The sequence below is a fragment of the Kitasatospora sp. NPDC091335 genome (genome assembly GCF_044757205.1).
In the GTDB taxonomy this organism is placed as follows: Bacteria; Actinomycetota; Actinomycetes; order Streptomycetales; family Streptomycetaceae; genus Kitasatospora.
In genome coordinates this window covers 342,916-363,667 of sequence record NZ_JBIVUM010000005.1, presented here as the reverse complement: position 1 = coordinate 363,667, position 20,752 = coordinate 342,916, and the positions used below count along the sequence as shown (strand labels likewise).

The 20,752-nt window shown below is 73.4% G+C and carries 20 protein-coding genes and 1 pseudogene; 12 read left to right on the top strand and 9 right to left on the bottom strand.

All coding sequences use genetic code 11. The features are described 5' to 3' along the window. The first annotated feature begins 14 nt into the window (after nt 1-14). The 6 genes and pseudogenes from ACIQOW_RS15310 (at nt 15) to ACIQOW_RS15285 (ending at nt 6,199) form a co-directional block, all read left to right on the top strand. Nucleotides 15-1,139: an STM4014 family protein gene (locus ACIQOW_RS15310; RefSeq protein WP_401084316.1), complete on the top strand. Its 1,125-nt coding sequence runs from the start codon at nt 15-17 to the stop codon at nt 1,137-1,139. 53 nt (nt 1,140-1,192) lie between these two features. Next, complete coding sequence (locus tag ACIQOW_RS15305; protein WP_401084313.1) at nt 1,193-2,035, top strand: STM4013/SEN3800 family hydrolase; 843 nt, start codon at nt 1,193-1,195, stop codon at nt 2,033-2,035. Continuing rightward, complete coding sequence (locus tag ACIQOW_RS15300) at nt 2,032-3,366, top strand: STM4012 family radical SAM protein (protein ID WP_401084311.1); 1,335 nt, start codon at nt 2,032-2,034, stop codon at nt 3,364-3,366. The genes ACIQOW_RS15305 and ACIQOW_RS15300 overlap by 4 nt, the downstream gene beginning before the upstream one ends. Before the next feature lie 11 nt (nt 3,367-3,377). Next, entirely contained in the window at nt 3,378-4,277 is a 900-nt protein-coding gene (locus tag ACIQOW_RS15295) for an STM4011 family radical SAM protein (protein ID WP_401084309.1), read from the top strand. A 317-nt stretch (nt 4,278-4,594) separates the two neighbouring features. After that, nucleotides 4,595-5,717 (top strand): annotated as a pseudogene (locus ACIQOW_RS15290) (methyltransferase). Between the two features lie 101 nt (nt 5,718-5,818). Further along, nucleotides 5,819-6,199: a VOC family protein gene (locus ACIQOW_RS15285; protein ID WP_188296012.1), complete on the top strand. Its 381-nt coding sequence runs from the start codon at nt 5,819-5,821 to the stop codon at nt 6,197-6,199. A gap of 360 nt (nt 6,200-6,559) precedes the next feature. Here the strand turns inward: ACIQOW_RS15285 and ACIQOW_RS15280 are convergent, their stop codons facing one another. Then, on the bottom strand, nt 6,560-7,270 hold the full coding sequence (locus ACIQOW_RS15280; protein ID WP_401084306.1) for a rhomboid-like protein: 711 nt from the start codon (nt 7,268-7,270) through the stop codon (nt 6,560-6,562). A 720-nt stretch (nt 7,271-7,990) separates the two neighbouring features. Between ACIQOW_RS15280 and argG the strand changes: the two genes are divergently transcribed. Further along, nucleotides 7,991-9,403 carry an argininosuccinate synthase gene (gene argG, locus ACIQOW_RS15275; protein ID WP_401084303.1) on the top strand — a complete coding sequence of 471 codons (1,413 nt, stop codon included), beginning with the start codon at nt 7,991-7,993 and terminating at the stop codon, nt 9,401-9,403. 222 nt (nt 9,404-9,625) lie between these two features. Here argG and ACIQOW_RS15270 read toward each other — a convergent pair whose 3' ends face one another. The 3 genes from ACIQOW_RS15270 to ACIQOW_RS15260 all read right to left on the bottom strand — a co-directional run bounded on the left by ACIQOW_RS15270 (nt 9,626) and on the right by ACIQOW_RS15260 (nt 11,802). After that, nucleotides 9,626-10,429, bottom strand: coding sequence for a hypothetical protein (locus tag ACIQOW_RS15270; RefSeq protein WP_401084300.1), 804 nt, complete (start codon nt 10,427-10,429; stop codon nt 9,626-9,628). After that, nucleotides 10,426-10,998, bottom strand: a complete 573-nt coding sequence (locus ACIQOW_RS15265; protein ID WP_188296364.1) for an RNA polymerase sigma factor — start codon at nt 10,996-10,998, stop codon at nt 10,426-10,428. The genes ACIQOW_RS15270 and ACIQOW_RS15265 overlap by 4 nt, the downstream gene beginning before the upstream one ends. A gap of 333 nt (nt 10,999-11,331) precedes the next feature. Beyond that, complete coding sequence (locus ACIQOW_RS15260) at nt 11,332-11,802, bottom strand: MarR family winged helix-turn-helix transcriptional regulator (protein WP_401084298.1); 471 nt, start codon at nt 11,800-11,802, stop codon at nt 11,332-11,334. Nucleotides 11,803-11,983: 181 nt separating this feature from the next. On the opposite strand from ACIQOW_RS15260, the gene ACIQOW_RS15255 reads away from it, so the two are divergent. After that, on the top strand, nt 11,984-12,394 hold the full coding sequence (locus ACIQOW_RS15255) for an organic hydroperoxide resistance protein (protein WP_401084295.1): 411 nt from the start codon (nt 11,984-11,986) through the stop codon (nt 12,392-12,394). Nucleotides 12,395-12,495: 101 nt separating this feature from the next. Here ACIQOW_RS15255 and ACIQOW_RS15250 read toward each other — a convergent pair whose 3' ends face one another. Beyond that, nucleotides 12,496-12,840 (bottom strand): SHOCT domain-containing protein, encoded by a 345-nt coding sequence (locus tag ACIQOW_RS15250; RefSeq protein WP_401084292.1) that lies wholly within the window; start codon nt 12,838-12,840, stop codon nt 12,496-12,498. A gap of 158 nt (nt 12,841-12,998) precedes the next feature. Between ACIQOW_RS15250 and ACIQOW_RS15245 the strand changes: the two genes are divergently transcribed. Next, entirely contained in the window at nt 12,999-13,493 is a 495-nt protein-coding gene (locus ACIQOW_RS15245; RefSeq protein ID WP_401084289.1) for a hypothetical protein, read from the top strand. A 112-nt stretch (nt 13,494-13,605) separates the two neighbouring features. Here the strand turns inward: ACIQOW_RS15245 and ACIQOW_RS15240 are convergent, their stop codons facing one another. The 3 genes from ACIQOW_RS15240 to ACIQOW_RS15230 form a co-directional block, all read right to left on the bottom strand. Continuing rightward, nucleotides 13,606-14,256: a beta-glucanase gene (locus tag ACIQOW_RS15240; protein WP_188296359.1), complete on the bottom strand. Its 651-nt coding sequence runs from the start codon at nt 14,254-14,256 to the stop codon at nt 13,606-13,608. 182 nt (nt 14,257-14,438) lie between these two features. After that, nucleotides 14,439-15,065, bottom strand: a complete 627-nt coding sequence (locus tag ACIQOW_RS15235) for a CBS domain-containing protein (protein ID WP_401084285.1) — start codon at nt 15,063-15,065, stop codon at nt 14,439-14,441. Between the two features lie 223 nt (nt 15,066-15,288). After that, nucleotides 15,289-16,521: an FAD-dependent monooxygenase gene (locus ACIQOW_RS15230; RefSeq protein WP_401084282.1), complete on the bottom strand. Its 1,233-nt coding sequence runs from the start codon at nt 16,519-16,521 to the stop codon at nt 15,289-15,291. 175 nt (nt 16,522-16,696) lie between these two features. Between ACIQOW_RS15230 and ACIQOW_RS15225 the strand changes: the two genes are divergently transcribed. From ACIQOW_RS15225 to ACIQOW_RS15215, 3 genes are all read left to right on the top strand, one after another. Then, nucleotides 16,697-17,407: a TetR/AcrR family transcriptional regulator gene (locus tag ACIQOW_RS15225; protein ID WP_401084279.1), complete on the top strand. Its 711-nt coding sequence runs from the start codon at nt 16,697-16,699 to the stop codon at nt 17,405-17,407. A 249-nt stretch (nt 17,408-17,656) separates the two neighbouring features. After that, complete coding sequence (locus ACIQOW_RS15220; protein WP_401084276.1) at nt 17,657-17,947, top strand: HEAT repeat domain-containing protein; 291 nt, start codon at nt 17,657-17,659, stop codon at nt 17,945-17,947. Nucleotides 17,948-18,145: 198 nt separating this feature from the next. Continuing rightward, nucleotides 18,146-18,415: a GlsB/YeaQ/YmgE family stress response membrane protein gene (locus tag ACIQOW_RS15215; RefSeq protein ID WP_401084273.1), complete on the top strand. Its 270-nt coding sequence runs from the start codon at nt 18,146-18,148 to the stop codon at nt 18,413-18,415. Nucleotides 18,416-18,664: 249 nt separating this feature from the next. Here the strand turns inward: ACIQOW_RS15215 and ACIQOW_RS15210 are convergent, their stop codons facing one another. Further along, entirely contained in the window at nt 18,665-20,545 is a 1,881-nt protein-coding gene (locus ACIQOW_RS15210) for an amino acid transporter (RefSeq protein WP_401084530.1), read from the bottom strand. Nucleotides 20,546-20,752 lie beyond the last annotated feature (207 nt).

Here is a 20,752-nt window from a genome sequence, read left to right as displayed (position 1 = left end):
GGGCGACGGAGGCGATGACCGTGCAGCTGACCGTCCTCGGCAATCCGGGGCACCGACGGGTGACACTGTTCGCGGCCGCCGCCCGGGCCGCCGGGCTGCCCGAGCCCGCCGTCCTGCCCTGGCTGGACGTGCTGCGCGGCCGGTACCGGCCGCCCGAAGGCGGTTTGCTGCGTGTCGAGTCGCCCGGCGAGGAGCCCGAGGTCGACCGGCTGCTGCGCGGCCCGGCACTCGGCCCGGGCTACGCGCCGACCAGGGTCGAGGGCACGGCCGTCTGGTACGCGGGCGTCATGGCCGCGCTTCGCGGGCTGGCCGCCCGGCCCGGCGTACGGCTGCTCGGCGATCCGGAGGAGACCGCCGTGATGTTCGACAAGCGCCGGGCGCACGCGCTGCTCGCCGGGGCGGGGGTGCCGGTGCCCAGGGCGCTCGGCGGCGAGGTGACCGGCTGGGAGCACCTGCGCGAACGCCTCGCCGAAGTCCGCCTGCACCGGGTTTTCGTCAAGCCCGCGCACGGTTCCTCGGCTTCCGGGGTGATGGCGCTGGAGTTCGGACCACGCGGGCAGCTGCTGGCCACCACCTCGGTGGAGCTGGCCGACGGTCAGCTCCACAACTCGCTGCGGGTGCGCCGCTACCGCAGCGAGCGGGAGGTCGCCGCGATCGTCGACGGCCTGGCGCCGGACGGGCTGCACGTCGAACAGTGGATCCCGAAGGCCTCGCAGTCCGGGCGCTCGGCGGACCTGCGGGTCGTGGTGGTGGCGGGCCGGGCCACCCACGCCGTGGTGCGCACCAGCACCCAGCCGATGACCAATCTGCACCTCGGCGGCGCGCGGGGCAGCATCGAGCAGGCCCGGGAGGCCGCCGGCCCGTCCTGGCCCGCCCTGCTGGAGACGGCCGAACGCGCGGCGGCCTGCTTCCCCGGTTCGCCGATGGTCGGCGTCGACGTCCTGCCCACGACCGGCTGGCGGCGCGCCCTGGTCGGCGAGGTGAACGCCTTCGGCGACCTGCTCCCCGGTCTCACCGGCCTGCCCGGCGGCCCCGCCGAGGGCCTCGACACCTACGGCGCCCAGCTCGCCGCGCTCACCGACCTCTCCCCGTCGTCGCCCGTGGCGACGGACCACCAGATCACGGAACCCGCTCGATGAACCACCGGACCACCATCCCCTCCCTTGTCTCTGCCTCTGCCCCTGTCCCCGACATGAACGCGGTCGTGGGCACCCACGACCTGCTGCTCGTCACCCTCGACACGCTCCGCTTCGACGTCGCCGAGGAGCTGGCCGCGGCCGGCCGGATCCCGCACCTCGCCGACGTCCTCCCCGGCGGCCGCTGGGAGCGCCGGCACGCGCCCGGCAGCTTCACCTACGCCTCCCACCAGGCGATCCTGGCCGGTTTCCTGCCGACTCCGGCCTCCCCCGACGGCCCGCACCCGCGCCTGTTCGCGGCCCGCTTCGCCGGCTCCGAGACCACCGCCCCGCGCACCTGGGTCTTCGACGCCCCCGACCTGCCGACGGCCCTGGCCGCGGCCGGCTACCGCACGGTGTGCGTCGGCGGTGTCGGGTTCTTCAACAAGCAGGGCCCGCTGGGCTCGGTGCTGCCCGGCCTCTTCCAGGAGAGCCACTGGACCTCCGAGCTGGGCGTCGCCTCGCCGACGTCCTTCGAGGAACAGGTCGCCGTGGCCGAGCGGGTCGCCGGCGGACAGCCCGCCGAGCAGCCGCTGTTCCTGTTCCTGAACGTCTCGGCGCTGCACCAGCCGAACTGGTTCCACCTGCCGGGCGCCACCCGTGAACACGGGGACACCCGGGCCAGCCACGCCGCCGCCCTGGAGTACGTGGACGCGCACATCGGCCGGCTGTTCGCCGCGATGAGCGCCCGCCGTCCCTGCTTCGCGATCGTCTGCTCCGACCACGGCACCGCCTACGGCGAGGACGGCTACACCGGGCACCGGATCGGCCACGAAGTGGTCTGGACCGTCCCGTACGCGCACTTCACCCTCCCCGCCCGAGCGGCGGACGCCACCGCGACCTCCGAGGAGCGCGCATGACCACCGCACCCCCGCGCCCCGACTCGCCGTACCAGTCGTACGTCTACGCGTACCCCCACAAGACGGCCTACCGCCCGTTGCCCGAGCGCCCGCCGCTGCGTGAGCTGTGGGCCGGCGAGCCGCAGCACGCGCTCTCGCTCTACGTGCACATCCCGTTCTGCGAGGTCCGCTGCGGCTTCTGCAACCTGTTCACCCGGATCGGCAGCCCCGAGGGTCTGACCACGGCCTACCTGGACGCGCTGGAGCGCCAGGCCACGGTGGTGCGTGCGGCACTGGACGAGGGCGCCCGGTTCGCGCTGGCCGCGTTCGGCGGCGGCACCCCCACCCATCTGACGGCCGCTGAGCTGGAGCGGCTGTGCGACATCGCCGAGCAACGGATGGGCGCCGACCTGCGGGCGATACCGCTCTCGGTGGAGGCCTCGCCCGCCACCGCGACCGCCGACCGGCTGGAGGTGCTGGCCGCCCGGGGCACCACGAGGCTGAGCCTGGGCGTGCAGTCCTTCGACGACGCCGAGGCCCGCTCCGCCGTCCGCCCGCAGAAGCGGGCGGAGGTCGAGGCCGCGCTCGGCCGGATCCGCGCGGCCGGCTTCCCGGTGCTCAACATCGACCTCATCTACGGCATCGACGGCCAGACCGAGGCCAGCTGGCTCCGCTCGCTGGACACCGCGCTCGCCTGGCAGCCCGAGGAGCTGTACCTCTACCCGCTGTACGTCCGACCGCTGACCGGGCTGGCCCGGCGCGGCGAGCAGGAGAGCGCGTCCGCCTGGGACGCGCGGCGGCTCGCGCTCTACCGCGCCGGCCGCGACCACCTGCTCGCCCACGGGTACCAGCAGGTGTCGATGCGGATGTTCCGCCGAACCGCCTCCCCGCAGGCAGGGGCGAGCGAGTACGCCTGCCAGACCGACGGCATGGTCGGTCTGGGCTGCGGTGCCCGCTCCTACACCTCGCAACTGCACTACTCCTTCGACTACGCGGTGAACGCCACCCAGGTGCGCGGCATCATCGACAAGTACGTCGCCACCGAGGACTTCCGGCACGCCGAGGTGGGCCACCGGATGGACGGCGCGGAGCCTCGCCGGCGCCATCTGGTGCAGTCGCTGCTCCAGGCCGAGGGCATGCCGCTGGCGGACTACCGGGCCCGGTTCGGCAGTTCACCGGCCGAGGACTTCCCGGCGGAGCTGGCCGGGTTCGCCGAGCGCGGCTGGCTCGCCGAGGGCGACGCGGCGTCCCTGCGGCTCAGCCCGGAGGGGCTGGCGCACTCGGACGCCGTCGGGCCGTTGCTGTTCTCGCCCGAGGTCCGGGCCCTGATGGCGGCGTACGAGGCGAAATGACCTTCCTCGGCATGCCCTCCGCGTCACCGCCGTCGGCGGACGGCGCACGGGACCTCACCCTGCTCTACCGCGGTCCGCTCGCCTCCTGCGACTACGACTGCCCGTACTGCCCGTTCGCCAAGCGGCGCGACAGCCCCGATCAACTGCGGGCCGACCGGGCCGCGTTGGAACGCTTCACCGGCTGGGCCGCCGGACGCGCGGGCACCGGCGACACCCTGTCGCTGTTGTTCACCCCCTGGGGCGAGGGCCTGGTGCGGTCCTGGTACCGCCGCGCGCTGGTCGAGCTGAGCCGCCTGCCGCACGTCCGCCGCGTCGCGATCCAGACCAACCTCAGCTGCCGCACCGGCTGGCTCGCCGAGGCGGACCTCGACGCCCTCGCCCTCTGGGTCACCTTCCACCCCGGACAGGTCAGCCGCGACCGCTTCCTCGCCAAGTGCCGCGAGCTGGACGCGCTCGGCGTGCGCTACAGCGTCGGCGTGGTCGGCCAGCCGGGGCACCTCGCCGAGGCCGGACGCCTGCGCGCCCAGCTCGCCGAGGACGTCTACCTGTGGGTCAACGCCGCCGAGGGCCTCGACTACACCGACGCCGAGGCCGCGCAATGGGCCGCCATCGACCCGCACTTCCGGTACAGCCGGCACGCCCACCCCAGCGCCGGACTGCCGTGCCGCACCGGTGAGTCCGTGCTGTCGGTCGACGGCGACGGCACCGTGCGCCGATGCCACTTCGTCCGGGACGTCCTCGGCAACCTCTACGACGGCAGCTACCGCGCCCGACTGCGGCCGCACCCCTGCCCGTTGCCGGTCTGCGACTGCCACATCGGCTACGTCCATCTGGAGACCCTGCCGCTGTACGAGCTGTTCGGGGCAGGTGTGCTGGAACGCGTACCGCACGGCTGGCCGCAGGGCCGGTGATAATCGGTTGCCAACCGGCCACGCTGTGTGAAAGCGTACGAACAACCGCGCAGAACCGGCAGGTTCGGAAAGGAGGCCCGCAGATGACCAGTGGCATACGGCTCGCCGCCGTGCCGGGCCTCGTCCTCGGTGACACCCCGGCTCGCGCTTCGACGCGTGAGCCGCACCGGGCCTGACACCCGCGCCCACCGTCCCGGTGGCGCCACCGCCCGACGCGCCTGCTGCTCACCTCCTCGTCGAAGTGCTCTTCGTGCCCCCTGCACGTTCCACCACGAGGAGCCCCGGTGTCCGACACTCATCGGCCCAGCACTGCCGCCCTGCCCGCCCTCTACGCCCTGCCCGCCGCCTGGCACAGCGAGAACGGCGCCCCCGCCGCGCCGCCTGATCGCCGCCGACGACACCCTTCGCGCCGAGGCCGCCTACCGGCTGGCCTGCGAGGGCACCGCCCTGCTCTGGCAGGGCGACTACCCCGGCGCACTCCGTCTCCTCCACGCCATGCGCCGCCGCGCCGAGCGGCGCCGACCTCGATCCGCGCCCGACTCCCCAGCCGAGGCCTTCCGTCAGCACCGACGGGAGCGCGCCCGCCTCGCCCGCGTCCTCGGCATGCTGCTGGTGCCGCTCGACGCGGATCACCGCGTCCGGCTCCACCGGGCGCCCGACGTCCACGAGGCCTGCCTGGCGGCCTACGGACCGCTCCTTGACAACAGAATCGTGTCCCTGCGCGAGCTCCTCGGTGTGATCGGCGCACACCAGTGGCGTAGCAGGGGCGTCGACGTTCCGACCCTCGGCGCCCGCATCCACCCGCACTTCGGGGTCTTCTCCCCCGTCCGCGGCGAGTACGTCGACCTCGTCGGCCGGGCACCGCTGCCACATGCCGCCCAGGCCCACCCCACCGCCTACGACCTCGGCACCGGCACCGGTGTGCTCGCCGCACTGCTCGCCCGGCGCGGTCTGCGCAAGGTCCTGGTCACCGATTCCAATCCGCGCGCGCTCGCCTGCGCCCGCGACAACGCCCACCGCCTCGGCCTCACCGACCGCATCGAGACCGCCGGAGCCGGCCTCTACCCTCCCGGCCGCGACCGGGCCGCCCTGGTCGTGTGCAATCCCCCGTGGTTGCCCGGACGGCCGAACTCCACCCTCGACGAGGGCGTCTACGACCGGGACAGCCACATGCTCCACGGCTTCCTCGACGGTCTGGCCGGCCGTCTGCTGCCCGGCGGCGAGGGCTGGCTCATCCTCTCCGACCTCGCCGAACGCCTCGGTCTGCGGTCCCGGGCCGACCTGCTCGACGCCGTCTCCACGGCCGGGCTGCACGTCACCGGCCGTCTCGACACCGTCCCCTGCCACCCCCGGGCCACCGCCTCCGACCGGGCCGACCCCCTGCTCCGCACCGCCCGCTCCGCCGAGGTCACCTCGCTCTGGAGGCTCGCCCCCGCATGACTCCCGGCGACCTCCTCCGCACGGTCCGAAGTGCCCCCGCGCCCACCGGGCGGCACGGCTCCCGCGTCCCTAACCTGGTTACAGAGAGGAGGCGAAACACCATGCTTGGAGACGCTCCGCTGCAAGCAGTCATCCCCGCCACCGATCTCGCCCGCGCCAAGGCCTTCTACACCGACACCCTCGGCCTCAAACTCACCGAGGAGGGTGAGGAGGAGTTCGCCTGCGACAGCGGCGGCACCCAGTTCACCGTCTACCGCACCCCCAGCGGTGGGCAGGCCGCCCACACCCTCGCCAGCTTCAAGGTCACCGACCTCGACGGCGAGATGGCCGGTCTCCGCGGCCGCGGCATCACCTTCGAGGAGTACGACTTCCCCGGCCTGAAGACGGTCGACGGCGTCGCCGAGGGCGAGGGCATGCGCGCGGCCTGGTTCAAGGACAGCGAGGGGAACATCCTCTGTGTGTCCCAGCGCGTGGGCCAGTAACCGGCTCGCCCGCCCGGCTGGCCGGCGGCCTGGCGGACCGCCCCGGGATCCGTCCGCCGGCCCGCACCGCCCGTGACACCCGCCCGACCGCCGCACCCACGATGCCCGTCACACCGCGCCCTCCGGCTCGGACGGGACGCCACTGCCCGGCCCGCTCGACGGAGTGGACCGGGCAGCCGGTCGGGTGACGGGTGACACCCCACAACGGGAGACCAGCCGGTCAGTCGCCCGTCTCGTCCATCTCGTCGCAACGGCCGAGGTCGAGGCAGCGCAGGTCCAAGCACCGGATGCCGCGGCCGAAGGTGGCCGTGCAGAACCTGCCGTCCGGGCCCGGCACTGCCGGCCGTCGTGAACCGCGGGTCACCGGCCGCGCACCCGCCGCCGGAGCGCCCGCACCGAGGCGACCGGGTCGAAGGAGCCCGGCCGGTCCCGGGTCAGTGGGTAGCAGGCGAATCCGATCAGCGCCGCGCTGAAGTGGCCGACGCTGGTGTAGTCCCGGCTCTGCTGCACGCCCAGCCCGTAGACCACCAGCACCCCCGCCGCGTACAGGTACCGCCAGGGCCGCACGATCAGGTAGGTGAGCACCGCGACGACCCCGGCCAGCGCATAGCTGACGCCGTAGTCCAGGGTGTAGACGGCCCTCGGCGAGGCGAGGCCCCGGTGGATCGCCCAGCCGAGCAGGCCCTCGCTGAGGTAGGTCGCGCCGACGTGCGAGATCGCCGCCACCCCGATCCAGCGCAGCGTGCCGAGCCACCGTTCGGCGGGCACGTGGAGGAGGTTGTACAGCAGGAAGTAGGACAGCCAGCCGCCGCCCGCGATCCACAGCGCGCTGGTCGCCAGGACGCGGAGCGGCGAGACCTGGAGGTGGTGGAGGTTGGTCGAGCGCCGCTGCAGGATGCGGTCGGCGGTCACCGGATCGACGTGCCGGATCACCTGGGTGGTGACGAGCAGGATCGCCAGCCAGATGTAGGTGCCCGGCGCACGCCGGACATAGGCCCACACCGCACGGGCGCCACGCGCCCACCGAGGGCGCCGCCGCGCCTCGGAGCCCCTGGCGGTGCTGCCTGCCATCGATGCCTCCTCGACACCTCTCCCCCTCACCCTCGCCCCCACCCGACCCCACCGCCACCCACCGCCACCCACCGCCACCCACCGCCACCCACCGCCAGCCTCCTCCCGGGGGACCGACCCGCCGGCCCGTCCGACCGTTCGCGTACGCTGGCGCTCCGACCGTCCCGTTCGCGGCCTCCCCGGCCCCGGACCGGGCCGGCCGGTACCGGGAACCGCCGAACGAGGGCACCAGGCACGATGAGCGATCGCCTCGCCATGAGGACACCGCCCGGCCGCGCCGTTCCCCGACGCCCGGCCCCGAGAGCGGCCGGCCGGCTGTGGCCCACCACGGCGTACGTCCCGCGGCCGGCCGACACCGGTCACCCTGTCGCCCTCGGGCTCGGACCCGGGCTCCGACTCGGGCTCGGCACACTTGCCTCCGGTACCGCCCGGCTGCGCGCCCGGGCCCCCGACCCGGCTTCCTGATCCGCCCCACCCGCCTCCTTCTCGCCCCGCCCCCTCCACTTTCGGCTCCAACCGCCCGTCCAACCAGTGGAGTCGGCCGGATCGACAGCCGGAGGACGGCCTCCCCCCGGGCACCCTCCGTCACCGCGGGCGATCGCATGCCCTTGCATTACTCTGCAAATCTATGCCAGAGTTCGGGCATCGGATCGATTACGCCGAATCCCGTCACACGTCGCTAGATCAGGGTCCCGCTTCAGGCGGGTCAAGGGTGCATCCATGTCGAAGGTCTTGAGCAAGCTGCCGGTCGGTGAACGGATCGGCATCGCATTCTCCGGTGGGTTGGACACCTCCGTCGCCGTCGCGTGGATGCGCGAGCACGGTGCCTTCCCCTACGCATACACGGCCGACATCGGCCAGTACGACGAGCCGAACCTCGCCGACGTCCCGGCCCGGGGCCGCGCGTACGGCGCCGAGCAGGCCCGGCTGGTCGACTGCCGGGCCGCGCTGGTCGAGGAGGGCCTGGCCGCCCTCGCCTGCGGCGCCTTCCACATCCGCTCCGCCGGGCAGACGTACTTCAACACCACTCCGCTCGGCCGCGCGGTGACCGGCACCCTGCTGGTGCGCGCCATGCAGGATGACGAGGTCTCCATCTGGGGCGACGGCTCCACCTACAAGGGCAACGACATCGAGCGGTTCTACCGCTACGGCCTGCTCGCCAACCCCAACCTGCGGATCTACAAGCCGTGGCTGGACCAGGCGTTCGTCGACCAGCTCGGCGGCCGCAAGGAGATGTCCGAGTGGCTCGCCGAGCGCGACCTGCCGTACCGGGACTCCGCCGAGAAGGCCTACTCCACCGACGCCAACATCTGGGGCGCCACCCACGAGGCCAAGCGGCTGGAGTACCTGGACGCCTCCCTGGAGATCGTCAGCCCGATCATGGGCGTGGCCTTCTGGGACCCGGAGGTCGAGATCCGGACCGAGGACGTCACCGTCGAGTTCGAGTTCGGCCGCCCGGTCCGGATCAACGGCCAGGAGTTCGCCAGCGCCGTCGACCTGGTCCACGAGGCCAACACCATCGGCGGGCGGCACGGCCTGGGCATGTCGGACCAGATCGAGAACCGGATCATCGAGGCCAAGAGCCGCGGGATCTACGAGGCCCCCGGCATGGCGCTGCTGCACATCGCCTACGAGCGGCTGCTCAACGCCATCCACAACGAGGACACCATCGCCACGTACCACACCCAGGGCCGCCGCCTCGGCCGGCTGCTCTACGAGGGCCGGTGGTTCGACCCGCAGTCGCTGATGCTCCGGGACAGCATCCAGCGCTGGATCGGCCACCCGGTCACCGGCAGCGTCACCCTGCGGCTGCGGCGCGGCCAGGACTACTCGGTCATCGACACCCAGGGCTCCAACTTCAGCTACCACCCCGAGAAGCTGTCGATGGAGCGCAGCGTCGACGCCGCGTTCGTCCCGGACGACCGCATCGGCCAGCTGACCATGCGCAACCTCGACATCGCCGACTCGCGCAGCAAGCTGGAGCAGTACGCGGTACACGGGCAGCTGGCGCCGTGGAGCGGCCTGATCGGCGAGCTCGCCCCGGGCGGCGCGGCTCCCATCGCCGCCGGCACCGGCGACGAGGAGGAGTCCACCGCGCTCGACCACGCCGCGCTCGAGTCCGGCACCGACTGACGCACCCCGCTCCACCGGAGGGCCGTCGCACCCCAGCGGTGCGGCGGCCCTCCGCCGCTCTCCGTCCACTCGATCGTCCACCCCACCGCCGGCCCGGCCACCCACCCGGGCTCCACCGTCTCCGACCTGATCCGAACGCCCCGGCCCACCGCAACAAGACCATCCGCAACAAGGCCATCCGCAACGACGCCATCCACGACAGGGCCATCCGCATCAAGGCCGTCACCGGATCCGCACCACCCCCCGCCCCCGCACCGCCCGGACGCCCAGCCGCCTGGGGTCGGCGTTCGACCGCGTCGCCACCGCATCCCGCAGTGTCAGCAGGATCTCGCCGTCGTAGCGCTCCGCCAGCACCCGCGCCAGCTCCGCCGCGCCGCCCGGCCGGGCGTCCGGTGCCAGCTCCGGCAGCCGGCCGGGGCCGCTGAGGTCCTGGGCCTGGGCGGCCCAGTGGGCCGCGTCGAACCGCTCGCCCTCGGCCGTGTAGTGCACCGCCAGGCAGTGCACGGCCAGCTGGTCCCCGTACTGGGCGGCTATCCGCCACCAGAAGACGCCGTCCGCCGTACGGCCCATGCCGTACAGCAAGCACCCGAAGGTGCGGAAGGCCGTCTTCTCGGCGAGTTCGAGGTCCAGCGCCAGCTCCCCCGGTTCCACCGCGCCCGCCACGCCCGCACACAGGTGCCGCAGGTCGCGCCGCAGCTCCGCCCGCCCCCCGGCCGACCGGGCCTGCCCGGCTCCACCGCCCGGACCGGACCCCGGAGCCGGACCGCGTCGGGCGCCCGTCCCCGCCCCGGCACCGAATCCGGAACCCGCCCCCGCCGCCGTCCCCGGGTTCGCCCCCGAGCTGGGAGCCTGCGGCGGCCGCGCACCGGCGGGCGGCCGGGCGGGGCGCTCGCGCGCGGTCGGCGCGGACCGGCGAGCGGCGGCGAGCCGCTCGGCCAGCCGGCGCGTGAAGTCCACCGGATCGTGGTCGTCGAACTCCCGCTCCAGCTCGACGGCGTGCGCGCGCAGCAGGTCCACGACCCTCATGTCTCCGCCCCGCCGTCCTCCGGGTGTTCCAGCAGGTACTCCAGGTGCCGCCGCCCGAGGCTGTAGTAGGTACGGGCGGTGGTGTGCGCGATGCCCAGAGACCGCCCGATGTCGGGGTAGGACAGTCCCGCCTGGCGCAGCCTGACCACGTCGGCCTGGACCGGCGCGGCCCGCGCGAGTTCCTCCATCGCCCAGTCCAGGGCGTCCAGTTCGGCGAGTTCGTTCAGCTCGTCCTGGCTGGTGTCGGGACGGCGCTGGGCGATCACCCGCAGTCGCTTGCGTTCGGTGCGGCGGCGCTCACGCAGCACGTCCACCACCGCGTCCTTGACGATCTTGAAGGCGAAGGCCTGCGGATCGGGGCTGGCCAGAGCCCGGCGCCAGCTCTTGTAGAGCGCCGCGCCCGCGTTCTGGACGGCGTCCTGGGCGTCCTCACGGTGCCGCAGGCGCTGCTGGGCGTAGCGGAGGTAGCCGGAGTTCTCTCGGGTGAAGAAGGCCTCGAAGTCGTTCGGCAGGCCGCCGAGCGGGTCGGCTCGCAGGCCCCGCTCCTCGCCCGGCCCGGGAGTGCTCACGCGGGCCCCCCTTTCGTCGGTCAGCTGGCCGGCCCACCGGGTGGCACGCCGACGGCCCCTTGGGGCTCGTGCTGTAACCGTCCGGGAGGCTCAGGATGTTGACCGGATCGGGCGGACAATTGGCGAACGATTCCGTTCACTTTTGAACAGCGCTGCTGACCTGCCGCTTCACACTCGCGAACCCATCCGAAGCAATTCAAACGTGACGCAGATCACAGATCACGCGGCGGCGACTTGACAAGCGCCCGAGACGCCGCCGCGCCACTCCCGCGCGCCACGATCCACCCCACGCCCACCCCCACACCCATCCCCGCGCCCTCGCCGCACGCACCCCTACGGCGCCGGCTCCACCTCCGCCGCGTCCAGCGCGCCGGTGACCCGGTCGAGCAGTCCGCGCAGCGCGGCCAGATCCTCGACCGGCAACCCGGTGGCCGCGAGCAGTCGGCGCGGGACCTGCCCGGCCCGCTCGCGCAACGCCGACCCTTCGGGAGTCAGGCGGACGGTGACCGACCGCTCGTCCTCCGGACTCCGCTCGCGGCGCACCAGCCCGGCCGCCTCCAGTCGCTTGAGCAGCGGGGAGAGCGTTCCGGAGTCCAGTCGCAGGCGCTCGCCGATCCGCTTGACCGGCAGTTCACCGTCCTCCCACAGCACCAGCATGACCAGGTACTGCGGGTAGGTCAGCCCGAGGTCCCGCAGCAGCACCCGGTACACGCCGCCGAAGGCGCGGGAGGCCGCGTTGAGCGAGAAGCAGATCTGCTGGTCGAGGCGGAGCAGTTCCTCGTCCGCCATGCCGTGGGTGGTCATGAACCCCATGGTACCGATCCCCATCGCACCACTTAGTTGTGCACAACTGAATTGCGTGCTCTACTTATCTCGGCGCAGCGAAGCCGGCTGACACGGCGCCGCTTCCGCGCCACAGCACACCGGGCCCGCAGCGGCCCGGACAACCGACCGCAGGAACACCCCGAACCGAAGGGAAGCGACCATGGACGCGCTCTACACCGCAGCCGCCACCGCCAACGGCCGGGAGGGCCGCGCCGTCAGCTCCGACGGACAGCTGGACCTCACGCTCGCCATGCCGCCCGCACTCGGCGGCAGCGGCCAGGGCACCAACCCGGAGCAGCTGTTCGCCGCCGGCTACGCCGCCTGCTTCGCCAGCGCCCTCGGCCTGGTCGGCCGGCAGGCGCGGGTGGACACCAGCGAGGTCTCGGTGACCGCCGAGGTGTCCATCGGCAAGGACGGGGCAGGCTTCGCCCTCGCCGTCGTGCTGCGCGTCGAGCTTCCCGAGTCCCTCGCGGGCGGGACCGGCGAGCTGCTGGTCAAGCAGGCGCACGAGGTCTGCCCGTACTCCCGCGCCACCCGGGGCAACGTCCCGGTCGAGCTGGTCGTCGAGTAGGCGCCCTCGCCGACCGGCCACCGGAGCCCCCTCCGGCAGCTCGGGCCCGCCGCAGTTCGCCTGCGACGGGCCCGCCCCGTCTCCCCCCGACACCCCCGGGGTCATCCGTCGCCCGGCCCGCTCACCGAGCGGAGCGTCTCCAGTCTGTGCCGGTACTCCTCCGCATCGATCTCACCCCTCGCGAACCGCTCCGCGAGCAACTGCTCCGGCGCCGGCCCCGGAGCCCCCTGTCCCTTCTGGCCCCAGCCCCGCGGGCCGTCCGAACCGGACCCGCCGGCGCCCGGAGCCGCCCCACCGGGCGGGACCGGCTGCCGCGAGCGGGAGACGTAACGGAACAGGGCCACGGCGAGGAGCACGACGATGACCAGGAACAGCAGTGTCCCGAACGCCATCAGCCCCATGCCCCAGCCACCCACGATGTGGCCGCGGCCGTGCCAGTACCTCATCAGGACCTCCTCCTCCGGCCCCGTCGGGGCCCGCCGAGGTGAGCAGCGATCAGCGCGCTACCACCATCGTGCGCCCGTCACCGGCGAAAGCGGCATGTGAAGAGTCCGAGAAGACCAGCCGGCCCTCGGCCCGGCGCCCACCGGGTAGCGTGCCGCTCGTGACCCACCACCCGCCGACCACGTTCCACTCCCAGCGGCCCACGGCTCGCCGGCCGTCCGCGGCCCACCCGCCGCCGAACGACGACCGCTCCCCCGAGCAGCTCCTCGCCGCCGGAGTGCTCCGGCGTCACACGGACCCGCGCCCCCACCCGGCGCTCGGCCACTCCCCGATCGACTACGTCACCGCCGCACTGTGGGCCGAGCTGACCGCCCTCGCCATCGCACCGGCCGCCGCCGAGGCCACCGCCACCGCCCTGTTGCGCGCGATCGCCGACCAGGCCGTGGACGCGGCGCTGGCCCCGGGCAACGAACGCGCCCCGCACGACGACCTGTACGTGGCCGACCCCGCCCACATCGGCCCGCACCGCCGGGCGGTCTGGTTCCAGCGCTCCGGCCCACGCGGCCCGCTCGACCCCCTCACCCCGCTCGACCCACCGGGTGGGTACGGCGCACGGCGTCCGATCACGGCCGCCTTCGCACCCCATGAACCGTAAGCCCATGGGCCGCAAGCACCCCACGAGCCGTAGGCACCCGACGCCCGCGGGACAGCAGGGGCGCCGCGCCCGAGGCAGCCGCACCCGGCGCACGCGGGCCGGCCCGCCCCCCTCAGCGCTCGACCCTGAGGCTGTGGCAGACCCAGCTCAGCCGGTCCGGCCCGCCGTACGGCGGTCGGTCGTGGTACGTCCCGTCCGCCACCGACATGTTGACGATCAGGTACGCGTGCCACCCGGCCCCCACCCCGTGCAGGTCCGCGTAGACCAGCTCGTCCTCCACGTACCAGTCCACCGAGTTCGCGCCGAGCACCACCCGCAGGCCGAAGGTCGCCCCCGGAGCGATTCCGGCGCTCGCACCGTGCCAGTACCGGTAGCCGCCCCGGACGTGGTTGGAGATCTCCAACAGGTCCGGGTTGTCCGGGTGGTACTCGAAGACGTCCACCTCGTTGCCGCCGTCCCGCCAGGTCCAGATCGCGGGCCAGGCGCCCAGTTCGACGGGCAGCGTCACGCTCGCCGACAGCACGTCCTCGGCCTGGAGCTGGAAGCCGTCCGGACTGCCCTCGGTGGTCAGCAGGTTGCAGCTCCACAGGCCGCCGCTGTGCCGCCTGGTCGCGGTGAACGACCCGTCCGGGCAGTAGTCGCGGCTGAGGTAGTCGAGTTTGTGGTCGCTCCGGTTGGTCGGTCCCATCCGTGGATAGGCGCTGCTCCGCCCGGCGATCCACTGACTCGTCGAAGTGAAGTCCGCGTCGAACACGACCGCCACGGCCGCCTCCCCGAAGCTCCGGCGCCCCGGCAGTCCACACAGCCGGGCACACAGAGTGAGTTACCCGGTACCCTGCGCAGTATGCGAAGTGGATCGTTCGGGTCCGAGCCGAACGCGCGGTCCGCGTCGAACGCGTCGCCGGGAAATCGGGCGAACCCCGGAAACCGAGGGGACCCGGCCGGTCAGCCGACCGGCGCCGAGCCCCCGGCCCCGAGCCGGTCGGTCACCGAGACGACCCCGTCCACCGAGCGGCACAGGTTGAGCACGATCGGCACCAGGTGCGGCTCGGGCACGGTGCCACTGAGCACCACGCGCCCCTGGTTGACCTCCACCCCGATCTCCGCCGGGCTGACGCCGTCGATCCGGCCGAGCACCTCCTCGACGATCTCCCGCCGGATCACCATGTCCTCGCGCAGGAACACCCTCAGCAGGTCACCACGGCTGACCATGCCGATGACCCGCCCTTCCTCGTCCAGCACCGGCAGCCGCTTCAGGCCGTGCCGGCTCATCAGCCGGGCCGCCGCGACCACGCTGGTCCCGGGGGTGGTGCAGACCGGCTGCGCGGTCATCAGGTCGGCCGCGGTCACCTCGCCGTCGGGGCCCGCCTTCGCCGACTCCGGCGCGGGCAGCAGGCTGGCCGGGTCCTCCTGGGCGGCCAGGGTGCGCAGCAGGTCGGCCTCCGAGACCACGCCGAGCGGCCGCCCCTCCGGGTCGGCCACAGGTACGCCGGTGATGTCGTACTCGCTCAGCAGCGTCACGATCTCCCGGAACCCGGTCTCGGGCGCGACCAGGACCACGGGGCTGGTCATCACGGATTCGACGGTGGCATGCCGCACGCCGGTTCACCTCGTCCAACGATGCTGGTCCGGCCGGGCGCGGATCGTTCCGGTCGGTACCGGCAGCATCGCCCGCCGCGGTCGTGATCGCCAGGGGCCAAGGGGCCGAACGGGTGGGACCTTGGGCCCTGACCTGCGAACGCGCTTCCGACAACCGGCGATCAGGTGTGGACGGACGCCCCGCGGGCGGGGGTCGTCAGGAAGCCGTGGCTCCTGATGTCGGCCTCGGCCGGCGGGTCGTCGCAGATCCGGCCGACGGCGCCCGCCCGTAGTCCGGCAGGTCGACGCTGCTGACCTGCCTGCCCAGCTCCAGCATCTTCTCCAGCGCCCAGCGCCGGTTCAGCAGCCCGTTGCGGAACCGCAGCCCGGTGGCCGTGCGCGGCGCGAGGAACGGCCCGGTCCTGTCCCCGCCCTTCTGGCAGCCCCCCGCGTAGCCGCGCAGCAGCTTCTCGTACCGCTCGAAGGCTGCCCGGTGGTCGCCGCGCGCCCCGGCCAGCTCTCCCGCCAGGACGTACGCGGCCACCACCGCCGTCCCGGTGCCCATGCCGCCGATGGTCGCACCGCAGGCGGCGTCGCCGATCAGGGCGATCCGGCCGGTCGACCAGGCGGGCACGTCGGCGCGGCTGATCGAGTCGAAGTACAGCTCAGGGGCGGCGTCCAGGCTCTCCAGCAACCGCGGCACCCGCCAGCCGAGGCCCGCGAAGGCGGCCCGGACCAGCGCCTTCTGCCGGGCCTGGTCGTGGCGGTCGTAGCGCAGTTCGGGCGAGGCGAACAGGCAGAACGCGCCCGCCCGGCTCGGGTCCCGGTGGGCGGCGCCGACGGACATCAGCCGGCCGGGGACGTTGAGACCGACCGCGCCGACCGGCAGCCCGAGGTCGTTCGGCAGCTGCCAGGTGGCCGCGTAGTAGCCGAGGTGGCGGACGTAGCGCCGCTCGGGGCCGAAGGCGAGCCGGCGGACGTTGGAGTGCAGCCCGTCGGCGCCGATCACCAGGTCGAACTCGCGCGGCGCCCCGTGCCGGAAGGTCACCAGGACCCCGCCCGGGGTCTCGTCCAGCGCCGTGATCGAGTCGCCGAAGACGTACTCGGCGCGGGCACTGCTGTGCCGGTGGAGCAGCCGGGCCAGCTCTCCGCGCGGGACCTCCACGTCGCCGCCGGCGAACTCGGCGGGGAGGTGCAGCAGTCGACGCCCGTCGGGGCCGACGAAGGTCATCGGGCTGCCACCGGTGCCGAGGGTGCGCAGTTCCTCCAGGACGCCCATCCGCTCCAGCACGGTCAGGTGGGTGCGACCGCGGAAGTCGACGTCCTGGCCTCCGTCGCGCAGCCCCGGGGCCAGTTCGACCACCGTCACCTCGAAGCCGTACCGGCCCAGCCAGTGGGCGAGTGCGGGGCCGGCGATGCTCGCGCCCGAGATCAGGACCTTGGTGCTCATGGAAACCGCTCCGTCCGAGGATCGAGAAACTGTGTCTGGCGGACACTGTTCATTGCTGTGTACGGTAGACACAGTTGGGCCGCCAGGGCAACCCCCCAGGTGGGAACCGGAACGGAAGCACGGTCAGCGGTCCGGGGCGGAAGCCCGGACGGGACCCGAGGACGGGAGCGGATGAATGGCCGAGGCGGCGAACGACACGGTGCGGCTGCTCTGGGGCCCGCCGGCCAAGCCCACCCGGGGCCCGAAGCCGGCCCTCAGCCTGGAGCGGATCGCCGCGGCCGGGGTCGAGGTCGCCGACGCGGAGGGGCTCGGCGCGGTCTCCATGCAGAAGGTCGCCGGACTGCTCGACTTCACCAAGATGTCGCTCTACCGATACGTCCCCGGCAAGGCCGAACTGGTCGCCCTGATGGTCGAGTCTGCCGTGGACGCGCCCCCCGCGGCCTCGGAGGGCGCCGACTGGCGGGAGCAACTCACCACCTGGGCGCACCACTTGGCCGACTCCTTCGCCCGGCACCCGTGGCTGCTGGACGCCACCGTCGGCCCCCGGGCGCTCGGCCCGAAGGAACTCGCCTGGCTGGAACGGGTGGTGGCGGCTCTCGACGGTCACGGGCTGACCGGCCCCGAACGGATGGACGCCGCCGTCCTGCTCGCCGGGCACGTGCGCGGGATCGCCGCGCAGTCCCGCGCCGCCGGACCGGCCGACACCCCCGAGACCGAACTCCTCGCCGCCCTCGGCACCGTGGTCCGGGAGCACGCCGACCGCTTCCCCGCCGTCGCCGCCGCGATGGCCGACGCCGGCGGCCGCGACCAGGCGCTGGAGTTCGGGCTGGAGCGCATCCTGGACGGCCTGGCGGCACTCATCGAGCGCCGCACGAACCCTGCTTAGCAGCCCTGCCTGGCAGGCCCCGGCCACCGCCCCGGAAAGCCGCCCGGACCCGCCCGTCGGACCCGCCGACCGGAATGCCGATCGCAATGCCGGCCGGGCCCGCCGGAAAACCACTCGGACCTGAGCCCGTCCGCCCACGGCACCCGGCCCTGCACCTGCGCCGGCTGCCGCGGCTACGGCGAGTACGGCGGCCGCCGGCTGCGCGAGCGCAACCCGCACCCGCTGGACGGCCCGCCGCCGCCCGCCGCCGTGCTGCTCGCCCGGATCGCGGCGGCCGGCGATCCGGGCGATCCGGCCGAACTGCGCGCCGCGCTGTACTGGCTCAGGGTGCTCCGGCGCGGCCGGCGCGGCCCGGTGGACCACCTCGCCCGCCTGGCCGCCCACCCCGACCCGGAGGTGCGGGAGGACCTGGTCCTGACCGTCGGCCGCTGGTCCATCCCGGGCGTCGCCGAACTGCTGACCGCCCTGGCGGACGATCCGGCCCCGGACGTCCGCGAGGCCGTCGCCGAGGTCCTGGCCCCTGAGGCCCTGACTCCCTGATCGACCGACCCTCCCCCCTGAGGCTCCGGCGCCACCGGTCGTGCACCGCCGTCAGGCCCTGCGGCACGCCGCTGACCTGCGCGTTCACCGCCCGACGTGCCCGATCGCCGGATCCGGGTGATCATGGGACGAACCGTGTCTTCGGCGATTCGGCGCACCGGGCCGTCGGCCCCGGTGGCGCCCGGAAGGTGGACTGCGATGTTCCAGCTCCTGTGGATTCTGATCATCGGCTTCGTACTGGGCGTGATCGCCAAGCTGATCCTGCGCGGACCGCAGTCGATCCCGTGGTGGCTGACCATGCTCCTCGGCGCCGCCGGGGCCTGGCTCGGCAACGCCGTCTCCGGCTGGATCGGCGTCCGTCACACCTCGGGAATCGACTGGATCCGCCACATCCTCCAGGTCGGCTTCGCCGTCGCCCTGGTGGCCTTCGTCGCCCCCGCCTGGAGCAAGTCCCACCGGAACCGCTGACCGGCCGCGACGGGACTGTCGGGGGTACGTGCGGGACTCCCGTCAGGGCTCGACGGACGGGCCCTGGCGGGAGGTACGCGGACGGCGTACGAGGTGTACGGCCGGCTTTCGGGGGAACGCCGTCGGCGGACGGCACCGGCGGACGGCACCGGCGGACGGCACCGGCGGACGGCACCGGCGGACGGCACCGGCAGACGGCACCGGCAGACGGCACCGGCGTGACGGCCGGGCGCGGGTTCGCCGGGCCGCTCAGCCCACGTGCACGGCCGGGCGGCGCGAGCGGTCCGGTTCGGCCTCGCGCAGTACCTCGCGGGTGACGGGCGCGATCTCGCCCTGTCCGAACAGGAGGAACCGCAGGAACTGGGCGAAGGGGTTGCCCTCGGTCCACTCGAAGTAGATGTGCGGCTGCTGACCGGTCAGGTCCCGCACCTGGAGCAGCAGGGCGGCGAGCGCGTTGGGCACGCTGGAGCTCTCCAGTGCCAGCACCCGGTAACGCCCGTGCAGCACCTCGCCGCGCACGGTCAGTTCGGCCTCGAAGTCGGACGGGTCGAGCACGGTGACCTCGACGAAGACCAGGTCCTCCTCGGCCGGGATGTCGGTGTCCCGCCGGATCTGGTGGATCTTGTCGCGGTACTCGGCGAGGTCCCGGCTGTTCGGCTCGTTGGCGATCAGCCGCAGCGGCCGGTGGGTGTAGTCCCGGACGAACCGCTCCGCGACGTCGTCCAGCACCACGTCGGTGACGCGCAGTTCGAAGGCGCGCTTGAGCCGGGAGAGGAAGGAGACCAGCATGATGCCCGCGATGAAGCAGGCCCCGATCTTGACGCCGTCCGGCCGCTCGGCGATGTTCACCGCCGTGGTGTAGAGGAACACCGCGGCGATCACCGCGAAGCCGACCCGCCACCGGCGCTGCCCGGCCTTGTGGGCCGCGATGGTGACGGCGATTGCGGCCGAGCTGATCAGCACCAGCACGCCGGTCGCGTACGCGCCGCCCTGGGCGTCCACGTTCGCGTCGAAGACCCAGGTGACCAGGAAGGCGATCAGGGTGAGCACGATGACGGTCGGCCGCACCGCGCGGGCCCAGTGCGGCGCCATGCCGTAGCGGGGCAGGTAGCGCGGCATCAGGTTGAGCAGCCCGGCCATCGCGGAGGCCCCGGCGAACCAGAGGATGGCGATCGTGGAGAGGTCGTAGACGCTGCCGAAGGTGCTGCCCAGGTGCTCGTGGGCGAGGTAGGCGAGCGCCCGCCCGTTGGCCTGGCCACCGGCCTTGAACTGGTCGGCCGGAATGAGCAGCGTGGTGATGAAGCTGGTGGTGATCAGGAACACGCTCATGATCGCGGCGGCGGTGGTCAGCAGCTTGCGGGCACCGCGGATCCGTCCGGTGGGCTTCTCCTCGGTGTCGTCCGGGTCGCCCTCGATGTGCGGCATCACGGCGACGCCGGTCTCGAATCCGGACAGGCCGAGCGCCAGCTTCGGGAAGACGATCAGGGCGACGCCGATCATCGCGATCACGTTGCCGTGCTCCACGGTCAGCGCGTCCGTCCAGTCGCCGAACACGTGCGGGGCCTTGAGCACGTTCCACAGCCCGTTCGCCACCACCACGACGTTCAGCGAGAGGTACACCCCGACCAGCACCACGGCCAGGCCGATCGCCTCGCTGAAGCCCTTGAGGAAGACCGCGCCGAGCATGGCCACCATGATCATGGTCAGCAGGACCTGCTTGCCGTTCAGCGCGCTGTGCAGGTGCGGGTTCTCCACCAGGTGCGCGCTGGCGTCGGCGGCGGACAGGGTGATGGTGATCATGAAGTCGGTGCCCGCGAAGCCCAGCAGGGTGAGCACGAAGAGCTTGCCCTGCCAGAACGACAGCAGCCGTTCCAGCATCGCGATCGAGCCCTGGCCGTGCGGGCTCTCCTGGGCGACCCTCCGGTAGACGGGCAGCGCGCCGAGCAGGGTGACGACCACCAGCACGATGGTCGCCAGCGGCGAGACCAGGCCGGCCGCGAGCGCGGCGATGCCGGGCTGGTAGCCGAGCGTGGAGAAGTAGTCCAGGCCGGTCAGGCACATCACCCGCCACCAGCGCCGGCCCTCCTCGTGCGGGACCTCGGCGTGCGGCCCCGGGTGCTGCTTGGCCATGTCGGCCAGGCCCTCCAGCAGCCAGGCCCGGAACCGCTCGCGCCGGGAGGAGGGCGCCGCCCCCGGTTCGGCCGAACCCGACGAAACCACGTGCACCCCTGTCCAGGACTCGGCCGGGCGCGCACCGCTCCGGACCCCCGCTGGCCGCCGGACGGCGGGCCTGGTCAGGCTAGGGGACAGGTTCGCCGGGCCCCGGCAACCGCGCGG

Excerpts from the sequence above, each read along its gene's own strand:
- ACIQOW_RS15310 (WP_401084316.1), top strand. The coding sequence starts at position 15 with ATGACCGTGCAGCTGACCGTCCTCGGCAATCCGGGGCACCGACGGGTG.
- ACIQOW_RS15305 (WP_401084313.1), top strand. The coding sequence starts at position 1,193 with ATGAACGCGGTCGTGGGCACCCACGACCTGCTGCTCGTCACCCTCGAC.
- ACIQOW_RS15300 (WP_401084311.1), top strand. The coding sequence starts at position 2,032 with ATGACCACCGCACCCCCGCGCCCCGACTCGCCGTACCAGTCGTACGTC.
- ACIQOW_RS15295 (WP_401084309.1), top strand. The coding sequence starts at position 3,378 with ATGCCCTCCGCGTCACCGCCGTCGGCGGACGGCGCACGGGACCTCACC.
- ACIQOW_RS15285 (WP_188296012.1), top strand. The coding sequence starts at position 5,819 with ATGCTTGGAGACGCTCCGCTGCAAGCAGTCATCCCCGCCACCGATCTC.
- ACIQOW_RS15280 (WP_401084306.1), bottom strand. The coding sequence starts at position 7,270 with ATGGCAGGCAGCACCGCCAGGGGCTCCGAGGCGCGGCGGCGCCCTCGG.
- argG (WP_401084303.1), top strand. The coding sequence starts at position 7,991 with ATGTCGAAGGTCTTGAGCAAGCTGCCGGTCGGTGAACGGATCGGCATC.
- ACIQOW_RS15270 (WP_401084300.1), bottom strand. The coding sequence starts at position 10,429 with ATGAGGGTCGTGGACCTGCTGCGCGCGCACGCCGTCGAGCTGGAGCGG.
- ACIQOW_RS15260 (WP_401084298.1), bottom strand. The coding sequence starts at position 11,802 with ATGACCACCCACGGCATGGCGGACGAGGAACTGCTCCGCCTCGACCAG.
- ACIQOW_RS15255 (WP_401084295.1), top strand. The coding sequence starts at position 11,984 with ATGGACGCGCTCTACACCGCAGCCGCCACCGCCAACGGCCGGGAGGGC.
- ACIQOW_RS15250 (WP_401084292.1), bottom strand. The coding sequence starts at position 12,840 with ATGAGGTACTGGCACGGCCGCGGCCACATCGTGGGTGGCTGGGGCATG.
- ACIQOW_RS15235 (WP_401084285.1), bottom strand. The coding sequence starts at position 15,065 with ATGACCAGCCCCGTGGTCCTGGTCGCGCCCGAGACCGGGTTCCGGGAG.
- ACIQOW_RS15230 (WP_401084282.1), bottom strand. The coding sequence starts at position 16,521 with ATGAGCACCAAGGTCCTGATCTCGGGCGCGAGCATCGCCGGCCCCGCA.
- ACIQOW_RS15225 (WP_401084279.1), top strand. The coding sequence starts at position 16,697 with ATGGCCGAGGCGGCGAACGACACGGTGCGGCTGCTCTGGGGCCCGCCG.
- ACIQOW_RS15215 (WP_401084273.1), top strand. The coding sequence starts at position 18,146 with ATGTTCCAGCTCCTGTGGATTCTGATCATCGGCTTCGTACTGGGCGTG.
- ACIQOW_RS15210 (WP_401084530.1), bottom strand. The coding sequence starts at position 20,545 with ATGGCCAAGCAGCACCCGGGGCCGCACGCCGAGGTCCCGCACGAGGAG.